Origin of the sequence: Mycobacterium asiaticum, assembly GCF_001673365.1 — a bacterium.
Lineage (GTDB): Bacteria > Actinomycetota > Actinomycetes > Mycobacteriales > Mycobacteriaceae > Mycobacterium > Mycobacterium asiaticum_A.
The window spans coordinates 1-12,191 of record NZ_LZLS01000061.1 but is presented as its reverse complement, the minus strand read 5'-3'; the positions used below and the strand labels follow the sequence as shown (position 1 = coordinate 12,191).

The window sequence follows — 12,191 nt, the reverse complement described above, 5'->3', positions numbered from 1 at the left end:
GCCTCAACACCATGGCACATTTGCACAAGTTGTGCGATCATAGGCGGGAGCGCGCCTGGCGGCGAGCTCCCTGGCCCGTGGGTGGCCGGGTTGGGAGGTGTTGGGCGCGGGTGCTGACGATCGCGAAGCTGGGCCGCTGGTCGGTGTCGTATTACGTCGACACCGCCCGTGAGGCGACGGCTGCGGCGCGTGATGATCGTGCTCGAAACGGCGGCCTCGGCGAGTACTACAGCGAGTCGGAGACCCGGTTGCCGACATGGTTGGTGGTCGGTGAGGACGCGCAGCGCGCCGCCGAACTGGTCGGGTTGACGCGTGTCGAGGCGCTCGGCGGCGACGCCGATCTGGACGTGGTAACCCGGTGGCTCGACGACGGGGTGGCGCCCTGCGGTGAGGTTGGCCGGGCCTTCCGTGAGGGGTCGGTGCACGGGTTCGATTTGACGTTTTGCGCGCCGAAATCGATGTCGTTGTTGCGTGCGCTCGGTGACGATGTGACCGACAAGGCGGTCGCTGATGCGCACGCCTACGCCATCGGCGAGGCGATGAAGTATCTCGCCGCGCATGCCGGTTACACGCGCACGCACAATCCGCACACTGGCCGCAAGGATCTTGTGCGGCTGCCGGGGATCGTGGCCGCGGCGTTTCAGCACGAGACCTCACGCGCGGGTGATCCACACCTGCATACGCACGTGATCGTGCCCAACCGGCAAGCCCGCGCCGATGGCCGGCTGGTGTCGCTGGATGGCACGTCGCTGTTCCACGAAGCGCGCGCCGCCGGGATGATCTATCAAGCGTCGTTGCGGTCGCACTTGATCAACTCGATTGCCCTGGAATGGGGTCCGATCGATCCCGACACCGGCATGGCGGAAGTGGCGGGCGTTGACCGCGCCACCATCAAAGCGTTCTCGCAGCGTTCCAGCCAGCTCGAGGACTGGGCGCGCGGCAACCTTGTGCTGGCCGACGAGGAGCCGACCGCGGCGCAGCTTGGCGTGGCGCAGAAAGCGACCCGCCCGCGTAAGCCCGAGAGTCTGTCGCGGGCGCAGTTGCGGGCCGGCTGGGCGGCCGATCCGCGCGGCTTCGGCATCGATGCCGAGGCGCAGCGGCAGGCCCGCGAGATGCGTCGGGCCGCGGCCGGGGTGGATGTGCGGGAGGTGGCGCGCCAGGCGGTCGCGGGCATCCATACGGCGGCGACGTTCACCCGCGCCGATCTCATCGAGGCCATCGCAGCCCGGCTGCCAGTGGGCGCCGCCGCCACGGCTGGCGTGTCGCCGCGCGAGCTGGTGGAGACGCTGGCCGACGAGGTTTTGATTGCGGTGACCGCCGAGCGTGCGCCGCATCAGCGGGAGGGATCGGTGCGCTACACCGCCGCCGAGCTGCTCGCCGAGGAACGCGCCATCATCGATTTGACCCCGGCCCGATCGCAGCGCGCGGTGATCCCCATCCGCCGTGATGACACCGCCGCGCTGTCGCCGGATCAGCGTGCGGCCATCACCAACATCGCCACCTCGCCGTGGTTGATCCAGCCGCTGTCCGCGCCCGCCGGCGCGGGCAAGACGCACAGCCTCAAAGCGCTGCGGGCGGCGATGCGCCGCACCGGCGGCGATGTGCTGGTGCTCGCGCCTACCCACCGCGCCGTCGATCAGGCGATGAGTGAGGACGCCGGCGGCGCGGGCATGACGATCGCGGCGGCACTGGAGCGCCACCGCCGCGGCACCCTACAGCTGACTGCCGCACCCACCCTCGTGGTCGTTGACGAGGCGGGCATGGTCGGCACCCAGCAGCTGCGCGAGTTGTTGACCGCGACCACCGAGGCCGGGGTCAAAATTGTTCCGGTCGGTGATGCCCGCCAGCTCGAACCGGTCAAAGCACGCGCCGGCACTTTCGAACAACTCTGCACCGACCTGCCCTGGGCACAACACCTGTCCGAGGTGTGGCGGATGCGCGACCCCGACGAACGATCCGCCTCCCTGGCGGTACGGCACGGCGGCGCCGCCGCGGTGCGCCGCGCCGTGGGCTGGTATCGCCGCAGCGGCCGACTCAACGTCGGTGACGAAGTCACCATGGCCGATGACGCCCTGGCCGCTTGGCGCGCCGATCTCGACGCCGGCCGCGACGCCCTGCTGATCGCCGATCGCTGGGAAGTCGCCGACCCACTCAACGAACGCATCCACCGCGACCGCATCGACCCGGATGCCCCCACTGTCGCCGCCGCGCGCCAGCACCGCATCGCCGCCGGCGACCTCATCGTCACCCGCGACAGCGACCCCACCATCGCTATCCGCCCGGCCCGCGCCGGCCAACCCGATCCCGCCCCGGTCCGCAACGGCAACCGCTGGGAAGTCCTCGACGAGGTCGACCCCGACAACAACCGGCTCGCGGCCCGCCGCATCGGCGACGATGCCATCGCCGTGTTCAGCGGTGAGTACCTGCGCAAGCACGTGCACCTGGGCTACGTGCTCACCGTGCACGTAGCCCAAGGAGCCACCGCCGACACCACCCACGCACTACTTGGCGTGGCCTCACGGCTGGCCAACCGGCGCACCGCCTACGTCGCCATGACCCGCGGCCGCCACACCAACAACGTCTACCTCTACGAGCAGCCCACCGGAGAACGCGACCACGAACACGCACCCACCACCACCGATATCGACACCCATACCCGCGTGCGCGGCACCACCGCGCAGGCCGCCGCCGCGCTGCGAACCATCCTCGGACGCGACCGCGACTCGGCCACCATCGCCGAAACCGCCGCTGCCGCAGCCGAACACACCCAGCTGCCCGCCGAGGTTACCGACCACCTCGACCACCACCGGCGCGTCGTCACTGACCTACGGCGGGCCCACCGGCACGACCGCGGCCGCACCGCTGACAACCGCCACCGCGCAGCAAAGCAGACCGCCGATCGCGCCCTGGCCGACATCCTCGCTGTGGCTGGCCGCCACGGCGGCGACCCCCTGCCCGCCGGACCGCTGGCGGTGCCCTACGCCCACGCGGTCACCACGGCCCACTCCCGCAACCGGGAGGACCTCGACCAACTCATCACCGACACCCACACCGCCGCCAAGGCCCGCGACCGCGCCGTCGTGGTCGTCTCCCCCACACCCGAGCCGCCATACACAGAGCGGGGATGGATGGTCGTCCCCTACAACCCCAAACGGCTCACCACCACCCCGATGCCCCGCGACGCAGTCCTCATCATCGACAACGCCGCAGCCGCGCGCCCCACCGACCTGGCCCGCATCGCCCAGCACGCCGCCGCCCATCACGCCCGGCTGCTGCTCGTTGACGACGACCAACCCGGCCCCTCGCGTCGGCTCCTCGACGGACTCAACCTCCCCTGGGCTGCTCACCACCACGACATCGACCCCGCCGCCCGCGCCGCAGCACTCACCATCGCCGACCCCGAACTAGCCGCCGACATCGACCGCCACCGTGCCACCCACCAACGCGGCTGGCACCAACTCACCCGCATCCGCGACGTCACCGAGCGTCACCGCGACCGCGGACGAGACCTCGACAACGACTACGGCCTGGACATCTGATCCAAAAACCACCGCTTCCTAGAACCGTTCGTTGTCGGGACGGGCTCGCTACGCTCGTCCGTGTGGCCACCAGCTCGCCGGACTCGTCAGGCAGCGACGAAGCTGACGACGACCTCGACGCCGCCTATGCAGCGGCAGTGATAGACAACCCCGCCTACCCGTATGACTCCGAAGAAGAGCAGCAGGTCGCCCGAGCGGTACGGAACGCCCGCGCGATCCTCCCGCGCGGGGGTGTCAGAAGAAGAGATCACCATCGTTGACACGCCCTAGCCGACGACAGCCCTCACAGCGACTTCGACGTCGAGCCGGAGCGCCTCCCGCTGATCGCCCGCACCCCCGGAGCTGTGACCTACCTACTGGACACCAACGTGGTGTCCGCTTTGCGCAGAGCCTCAATTCCTGTCGTGCCGTCGCGGAAGGCAGCTCCCAGGACTGGGTGGCGTGGCACGGGGACCTGCCTTTGCCGCTTGTCGCGAAGATGTACGCCGAAGGTGGACCTGAGATGAGCAACAGATCAATCACACTGACCTACGAACAGCTCTGCGCGTGGGCAGGTCGTGACTTATCTAGTGACGAGATTGACCAGCTCCACTCGGCCATTCCCTTTTCGTCGATACCAGAAGCCATTTCAACGATCTCCGACAATCTGGATTGCGGAGGATCGGTATGACAACTCACACGCCTCGCCGAACCATCCGGATGTCCGATGAGGATGGAACGCCGGTCACGCCAAGGCGCGACAGCGGGGCTGTCACTCCCTGGGAAGACGAGTCGTGCGAGTCCGACGTTAGTCGTCGCGCAGAGCCTCAATTCCTGTCGTGCCGTCGCGGAAGGCAGCTCCCAGGACTGGGTGGCGTGGCGGGGGGACCTGCCTTTGCCGCCGCCGCCCCGCCTGTCCTCGCCTGACCGAGCGCAGCTCGGCAATGGGTTGGCCGTCATCTCCAATCACCAGAAGGCATTCTCCTTGCCCGACGCGGGCCAGCGCTCCGTCCAGGTCATCACGGACCTCCTGCACATTCAACGACGCCATAGGCAGGCGATGTTAACCGCGTGGGAAACCGCCGAACCAGCGCGGTGGGTGCAGCGGGCTATGGATGTGTCCCTGAAACGACTATTTTAGAAGCACTCGAAGCGTGGTGATCACCGATTGCGGCTGAGCAGCTCGCGCAGTCGCTTGGCTCCGCGGTCGGACACCGATTGCGACGACAAGGCATACGCAGCGGCCTGATCGGGAGTCAGTCGACCGCCGCTGATGTGATCGCTTAGAAACCGCCGCACTTGCGCCTTTTCATCTGCCCCTGTCCAGCCGTTACGACCGCCGTAGAAAATGACGGAATCAAGGTCTTTGCGGACATCATCGTCGACTTGGGGACGTAGTGACCTGCCCGGTCAGCAGGTTGATCGCGGCCGCGCCAGCAGCCCATTCGGCTAAGGGCGTGGAGCCCTCGACGACAGCAAGCGAATAGCCCCGAGCCAAGCCCATCGCGAAGTGCAACGACCGTTCGTCTGGCACGAACGCCAGAACCGGACCGCGATCGGGTCGGCTACGGCTCTGGGGTGTGGCGTGACCCCCCGCTCGGATGATCTCGTCGAGGTCGGCATAACCAAAGGTCGCCGCGTTTTGCGCGTTGCTCACCAGCAGCGGCGCTAGCTCCTCCTCGCGACTGCGTTCCCAAATCCAGTCGGCGGCCAGGGCGACGGCTTCCTCCCACGGCCGATCTTCGACGTCATCGGGGACCCACGCTGCGGCCCGCAGGTGAGTGGAGGGATGCAAATCCTCGGCGGCCATCACGCGATTCCTGACTGAGAACTGAGTTTGGCCAGGTAGCGGTAGGCCGTCGCCCGGCTCACCCCGAACGCTTGGGCAAGTTCGTGTACGGGTTCGCCCGTCCCGGCGAGGCGGCGCAGCTGTTCTTGTCGTTCGGGGGTCAATTTGGCCGGCTTGGTAGCCGGCAGTTGGCGGGCTCGCCGGGAGTCGCGCGAGGCAGCGCGACGCTCACGGCCGAGTTCGAGTTCAAGCTCGGCCAGCGTCGCCATGATGGTGGCCACCGCACGGCCTGTTGGTGTGCCGGTGTCCACACCTTCACGTAAGGCGCGTAACAGAATTCGGCGCTCACTCAGATCCGCGATGGTGCGGGTTACTTCCGCGACGGATCGGCCCAGTCGATCGATGGCGGTGACCACCACAGTGTCGCCCTCGCGGGCGTAATGCAGCAGGGCCGCCAGGCCCGGCCGAACGGTGTTCACCGCACCCGACAGCTTGTCGGTAAAGATTTGGCCGGATTCGACGCCCTGGGCGGTAAGCGCGGCGAGCTGTGCATCGAGGTCCTGGCCCAAGGTGCTGACCCGCGCGTATCCGAGAATCGCTGTCACACCGCTACCGTCTCATTGTCCTCTGACATCGAGGATCTGAGACACGCCGTGTGAGACAAGAAATGAGACACCGCGACCTGGCGCGATGTGACCACAACGCGGGCCATGTGGGGCCGTCTCACTTCTTTAGAAATGGGACACGCAACGGATGCGCGGCGTGGGACGTGAAGGGCTCAGGCTCGCTGATCAGTAGGGCGAGAATGGCAACGAATTCTTGTCATGGGTGTGCTTCGGCTGGGTTCGAAGGTAGGGCTGGTTGTTGTCGTGTGGGTCGCTGGGGCCACCAGCTGGCTTCGCGTAGGAGTGTGGCGATGGCGGGCACGGTGAGGGTGCGTACGACGAAGGTGTCGAGTAGCAGTCCGGCGCCGATGATGAGGCCGGCTTGGATCATGATGGCGACGGAGCCGACCATGAGGCCGAACATGCTGGCGGCGAAGATTAGACCTGCTGAGGTGATGACGGCGCCGGTGTTTGCGACGGTGCGCAGGACGCCGACACGGATGTTTCGGCCGGATTCTTCGCGCAGGCGTGAGACGAGCAGCATGTTGTAGTCGGCGCCGACGGCAACGAGAATGATGAACGCCAATAGCGGTACGGGCCAGGCGATTTCCTGGCCGAATCCCCATTGGAAGACCAGGACGCCGATGCCGAGGGAGGCCAGGTAATTGAGCAGGACTGTGCCTAGCAGGTAGAGCGGTGCCAGGAGCGCGCGCAGCAGCAGGACCAGGATGAGTCCGACGATGAGGGTGGTGGCGATGGCCAACTGTGCGAAGTCTGCCCAGAGGAATCGTTGGATGTCGGAGTTGACGGCGGGGAAGCCGGCGACGGAGACGGTGGCTTCTGCCAGTGAGGTGTTGGGTCGTGCGGTGCTGGCGGTGTGGGTGATCTGGTTGGCGAGGTCCATGGCTTCGACGCTGTAGGGGTCGTAGCTGGTTTCGATCATGAAGCGCGCGGTCTTGCCGTCGGGTGAGAGGAACTGTTTGGCGACGTCGGTGAATTGCCTGTTCTCGAAGGCGTTGGTGGGCAGGTAGAACCCGCTCGATGAGTCGGAGTCCTTGGCTGCGCGTGCAGAGTTTTGCAGTTGGGTCGCGATTTGGCTCATGCCGGAGAGCATTTCGATGTTGCTGTCGGCGAGGGTGCGCACACCGGTCGCGAGCGCTTGGGCGCCGGAGGCGAGTTGGCCGATTCCGTCCTGGAGGCGGCGAAGGTTGGCGGCCAGGTCGTCGGGGTTGCCGAGGGCGCCGAACGCTTTGTCCAGGGTGGCGACCGCGTTTTGGACGTTGGTGAGGGTGCCGGTGACGGTGGCATTGGTGGCGGGGTTGTAGCGGTCGCCGAGGGCGGCGATCTGGTCGAAGAATCCGCCGTCACGCAGGGTGGTCAGGATTCGTACTTGGTCGCGGATCTGGGCGCATTGCGGTGTGGTCGCACACCATGGCGAGGTGTTGAGGGCGCCGACGAGCGGGTCGAGCATGGTGATCGCGTTCGCTGCTTGTTCGGCCAGCGGTCGCAGGCCGGGGCCAGCTTGGATGGCTTGATCGGCGGTAGGGGCGGTGGCCGAAAGTTGTTGCAGTAGTGGTCGGAACTGGTTGATCTGGGTGCCGGCGGATTGTGCTTGGCCGAGGATTACGGCGAGGGGGGTCAGGGCGGTGCGCACGGTGGTGTCGAGTTGGGCTAGCCCGCCGGCGAGTTGATCGGCGCCGTCGGTGAGTTTGGCGAGGTCGCCTTTGCGGGCGTTGCCCTCGGCGACTGCGCCGGCCATTTTGTCTCCGATCTGGCCGTTTTGCCAGGCCAGTTCCGCTTGGTCGAGGCGTTCCCCGGTAGGGCGGGTGACTCCGGAAACCTTGGTGACACCGCTGACTTGGGAGACGCGGGAGGCCATTTCGTCGAGGTCGGCGAGTCCTTTGCCGGTGCGCATGTCGGTGGGGTTTTCGACGACGAGGAATTGGGTGATGACGATGTCTTTGCGGAAGTGTCGGTCCAGCAGCTGGTAGCCCTGGTTGCTTGCGGTGCTGGCTGGTTGACCTTTGCGGTCGTCGTAGCTGATTTTGATGGTTGCTGCGACCGCGGACAGTGCGAGCAGGATGACGAGGCTGACGATCAGCAGCGGCACGGGGCGACGAACCACGGCCACGGCCACCGAGTTCCAGTAGCGGCGGGTGCGATCGGATTTGGGTTCCCCGATGCCGCGTTTGGCGGCGATCGCCAGTACTGGCGGGAGCAGGGTGACGGTGGCCAGGAAACCGAACAGGACGGCGATGGCGCACGCCGGGCCGAGGGCGGCGAAGACGCTGAGTCGGGCAAAGACCATGGCCAGGAAGGCGAAGGCAACGGTCGCGGCGGAGGCGAGGATGACGCGTCCGATGCTGGCGGTGGCGTGGATGATGGCTTGGTCGGGGGGTACCTGCGCGCGGCGCTGTTCGTGGTAGCGGCTGATCAGGAAGACGGTGTAGTCGGTGCCAGCGCCGAGCAGGATCGCGGTCATGAATGCCACGGTGAACTGTGAGACGGGCATACCCATCTCCCCGAGCGCGGAGAGCACACCGCGTCCGACGGCCAGGCTCAGCCCGATCACCAGCAGCGGGAGCAACGCGGTGAACACCGACCGATAGACGATCAGCAGGATCAGGGCGATGATGCCGACGGTAGCGATCGAGATCAGCAGCAGATCGTGCTCGGCGGAGGCGATCATGTCGCTGAACGTCGCTGGCGGTCCGGTCACCTGCGCGGTGACCGTTGATCCGGCGAATACTTCTGCGGCGATGCTGCGCACCGCCTTCACCGACTCGGCGGCGGTGGGGTCTCCCAGTGTGCCGGTCACCCCTACCGGCAGGTACCAGGCGTTGCGGTCGGGGCTGAGGGCCTGCGCTTCGGTGACCGGATCGGCCAGCAGGTCTTGAACCAGCAGAACGTGGTCGTGCTCGGCCTGCAACCGGGCGACGAGTTCGTCGTAGCGCTGCCGTGCTGCCGGTGTCAGACCGTTGGGGTCTTCCATGGCCACAAAGAGCAGGGTTTTCGACCCTTCTTCGCCGAAGGCGGTGCTCATGCGTTCCACCGTCTGCAGGGAGGGCGCATCGCGGGGAATGAGGTCCACCGACTGCTGGCGTACCACGGTTTCCAATTGCGGAAACAGCAACGCCAACACCACGGCCGTGCCCAGCCAGGCCCCGATGACCAGTGCTTTGTGGCGGAGGGTGAACCGACCCAGGGCTGCCAGCCGGGCGCTGTACTCGCGGTTGTCCGCCGGGTCGCGAGAGTCGTTACCGCGGCGCTGAGTTTGCGAGGCGGGGCCGGGGGAATCGGTCATGCCGTCGGTCACCGAACCTCCATGAGTCAACGATACTGTCGGTATCGCTACGCTACAGCATGTAGCACAAAGGCGGCGCCGGTGCGTCGGACACCAGCTCGCCCGAAAAAGCGGCCTACCGCGGGTTGACGATGTTGGCGTTGTCGTCCTCGGGCACGTCGTGGCGCACCACGCGCACCCGACCGTGGGGCAGGCACGCCATGTAGCCGTGACGTTTGCCGTACAGCTCCCACGCGGTCTCCTCAGCGTCGGGATCGACGTCGATGCGGTGTCCACGTGAAAAGCTCAGGTGCAGTCCTCCCTCGTCGTCGGACCAGGCCTGGGTGCACACCGCGCCAGCCAAATTGAGCAAGGGGCGCTCGTACACCGAGATTCGCAAAGGGTCGATGAGGACGGCCTCGACCGGAAATCGGTCGACAGCGGGCAGGGTCAGTATCAGGGGGCGCGAGATGACGATTTCGTTGTAGTCATCGAGGTCCAGAACCAGGCCGTCACGCACAGAGACGCGTTGTACGACACAGTCTTCGATCCATTGGGTGTACATGGCCGTCTCCTTCGGCGCATCGGTGAGCCGCACCCCGAATAGTACTACCAATGGTATCGCTGCGATACTGAAAGTATCGTTACGGTGTAATGCTGCCCGCATTCGCCTGGTGGACGACTCGTCGGGTGGCCCGATCGATGCGGTCTCGGGTTTCGGCCGCTGACACCCGGTCGCTGATGAAGGCCACGAGATTGGCCAGCCAGATATCGGCGACGATTCCGGCGAGGCGCAGATCGGCCGGGGTGGGTTCACCGCCGGCGAGGGTGCGGGCCAACAGGGTTTCGATCGCCGCGGCGGCGCGGTCGAGTTCAGCGGCGGCGCGGGTGTCAGCCATGACGAAGGCGCGTGTCATCGCGTCGGTCAACAGCGGGTCACGCTGCCAGCGATCGTGCAGGTGCTCGGTGAGCCGGTCCAGTCGCTGCTGCGGCGTGGAGGCGCCGGTGGCCCAGTCCCCGGATACATCGAGGCGCTGAAACTCTCGGATCAGCGCCGCCACCAGCAGATGGGTTTTGGCTGGAAAGTATCGGTAGAGCGTGCCCACAGCGATACCGACCCGCTCGGCAACTGTCCGCATGTGGACCGCGTCGTAGCCGCCGGTGGCAGCAACAGCGAGCGCGGCATCCATAATCGCTTCCCGGCGACGTGCGGAGGCGCGTGAACGCAGCCCGCCAGCTGTGTGGCCCTGGTCGCCAGCCGAAACCCCCTGAGCCTGTACCGTTTCGCTGCTAACCCGCGCGCTGGCGGCGGTCATGATGCTTGGTCGCCGCCGCGGCGCGAGAACTGTTCGAGAAGCTCACCAAATCCACTGATGTCGCCGTGAGCGGCGAAATGCGCGGTGTCGACCACGACGAACACCGCATTCGCGGTAAACCGAGTAACGCCTTCCTGGACCCCTGCCGCCGCGACATGAAGCGCCCGCCCCTCACGGCCGGTGATATGCGCGGTGATGCGGTGAGGCTGGTGCAGTGGCACCGGCTGCAGATACTCCACCGTCAGAGCGCGCGTCACCGCCGGTGTGCCGGCGATCCACAGCGTGAAGCCCAGCACGTCATCGCACGCCGCCGCCACCGCCCCACCATGGGCTAAGCCAGGGGCCCCGATGTGGCGCTCATCGAAGGTCACATCGGCATACACCACGTCGGCGCTGCGATAGACCACCAGCCCCAGCCCGTGCGGATTGTCCGGGCCGCACCCCATGCACGTCGGGGTGTGAGAAGGCAGCCGTTCCGACGGCGCCGCGCTTTCAGGCACTAAACCGCTCCCAGTACTATTGGTTTCGCTGCGATACTCTTAGTACCACAACGGCTAGACTGTCGTTCACGACATCGCCCGAAATTCAATGCCGAGGTGAACCTGTGAACGACAGCAGTTTCGTCCTCGTCGAGCACGATGTGTGCGTCGCGGGCGTTGGCGTGGTCTTCGATGAGGGCGCGTAGGCACGCTGAGCGGCGTTGGCGTTCGTTGCGGTGGTGGGCGCCAGCGCGGTAGATGGTGGCTTGTACGCCGGCGTCGACAAGGGCCTGGGCGATGGTGCGTTTGCGGCCGTCTTTTTCGTCCTTCATGTGCAGGTAGCGTTGTCCGGGAAGGAGCAGGCCTCGTATCAGCTGACGCAGTGCGGCCAGCTCCGTCGTGACGTGGACGCTGGCCACGAGCAGATAGTCGCGTTGCTTGGTTTCGTCGACGTAGATGTGGCGAGCGGTCACGACATGCTCCGGTCGTCCGGGAGCGGCCTCGCGCGGCTGATTTGTGTGACGGCGGTGGGCCGGTCGTGGAGCGGCGGTTGTACCTTCACACCGATTCTCGGCGCGACCCTGGCCGGTTGGCAGGTTCCGCTGGATGACCGGCGTCCACGCGAGCGATTGAACGTGTCGATGCACATGCCCGGAGACGTTAACGAGCGTGCATGCAGACGCCGGTGATCAAGCGGGCATTTTCGGGGATGAGCAGGGATTTTATGGCTCGAAGTGGGAGCGGAAGCCTTCGAGCCAATCCGCGCGGGCGAAGCTGTTGAGATCGACCGGAACCCATACCTCGGCGTCGTCGGGACCGTCTGCGTCGCCGCTGGCCACCCGCTCCTGAGCTTCGAGATAGCCAGCCACGTGCATGTCCTCCGGCTGTGAAAAGACGGCTTGCATCTCGGCGAGGTTGGTCGTGAAGTCCTGGTAGGCGGCGCGGCGTTCGTCGTCGGTGGCGTAATCGTCGCCGTATCTGTCTAGCCATGCTGCCCAGTGCTCAACGGAACCCGGCTGCGGCGGCGGGGCGGCCGGCGGCGTGTTCGCGTTCATGATTTCCACGGTATGACTCCCTGCTGACATCTGCTGAGCTCCTTCGCTTGGATGTCCTTCCTCGTAGTGGCCGCTGTTGGTGCGTGGTGGTGGGGGCTGTCAAGGCTCGACCGTGGTCGACCGCGCAGCGGCGGCACGGCCTTGAC

General features: G+C 66.4%; 9 protein-coding genes and 1 pseudogene. 2 read left to right on the top strand and 8 right to left on the bottom strand.

The features are described from left to right. Nucleotides 1–110 precede the first annotated feature (110 nt). A complete protein-coding gene (gene mobF, locus A5634_RS06380; protein WP_044543337.1) occupies nt 111–3,539 on the top strand; it encodes a MobF family relaxase in 3,429 nt (1,142 codons plus the stop codon). A gap of 104 nt (nt 3,540–3,643) precedes the next feature. Continuing rightward, nucleotides 3,644–3,799: pseudogene (locus A5634_RS30095) on the top strand (hypothetical protein); the annotation flags it as partial. A gap of 1,094 nt (nt 3,800–4,893) precedes the next feature. Here A5634_RS30095 and A5634_RS06370 read toward each other — a convergent pair. The 8 genes from A5634_RS06370 to A5634_RS06335 all read right to left on the bottom strand — a co-directional run bounded on the left by A5634_RS06370 (nt 4,894) and on the right by A5634_RS06335 (nt 12,045). Further along, on the bottom strand, nt 4,894–5,328 hold the full coding sequence (locus A5634_RS06370) for a hypothetical protein (RefSeq protein ID WP_065143231.1): 435 nt from the start codon (nt 5,326–5,328) through the stop codon (nt 4,894–4,896). Then, complete coding sequence (locus A5634_RS06365) at nt 5,328–5,912, bottom strand: recombinase family protein (protein WP_044543338.1); 585 nt, start codon at nt 5,910–5,912, stop codon at nt 5,328–5,330. Before A5634_RS06365 ends, A5634_RS06370 begins: the two co-directional genes overlap by 1 nt. Nucleotides 5,913–6,129: 217 nt before the next feature. Then, a complete protein-coding gene (locus A5634_RS06360; RefSeq protein ID WP_172831639.1) occupies nt 6,130–9,216 on the bottom strand; it encodes an RND family transporter in 3,087 nt (1,028 codons plus the stop codon). Nucleotides 9,217–9,331: 115 nt separating this feature from the next. Further along, nucleotides 9,332–9,760: a DUF6188 family protein gene (locus A5634_RS06355; protein ID WP_044544298.1), complete on the bottom strand. Its 429-nt coding sequence runs from the start codon at nt 9,758–9,760 to the stop codon at nt 9,332–9,334. Nucleotides 9,761–9,839: 79 nt separating this feature from the next. Then, nucleotides 9,840–10,511: a TetR family transcriptional regulator gene (locus A5634_RS06350; protein ID WP_044543340.1), complete on the bottom strand. Its 672-nt coding sequence runs from the start codon at nt 10,509–10,511 to the stop codon at nt 9,840–9,842. Beyond that, a complete protein-coding gene (locus tag A5634_RS06345) occupies nt 10,508–11,011 on the bottom strand; it encodes a PaaI family thioesterase (protein WP_044543341.1) in 504 nt (167 codons plus the stop codon). The genes A5634_RS06350 and A5634_RS06345 overlap by 4 nt, the downstream gene beginning before the upstream one ends. Then, a complete protein-coding gene (locus A5634_RS27095) occupies nt 11,011–11,463 on the bottom strand; it encodes a hypothetical protein (protein WP_178359818.1) in 453 nt (150 codons plus the stop codon). Before A5634_RS27095 ends, A5634_RS06345 begins: the two co-directional genes overlap by 1 nt. Nucleotides 11,464–11,712: 249 nt before the next feature. Then, entirely contained in the window at nt 11,713–12,045 is a 333-nt protein-coding gene (locus A5634_RS06335; RefSeq protein WP_044544301.1) for a hypothetical protein, read from the bottom strand. Nucleotides 12,046–12,191 lie beyond the last annotated feature (146 nt).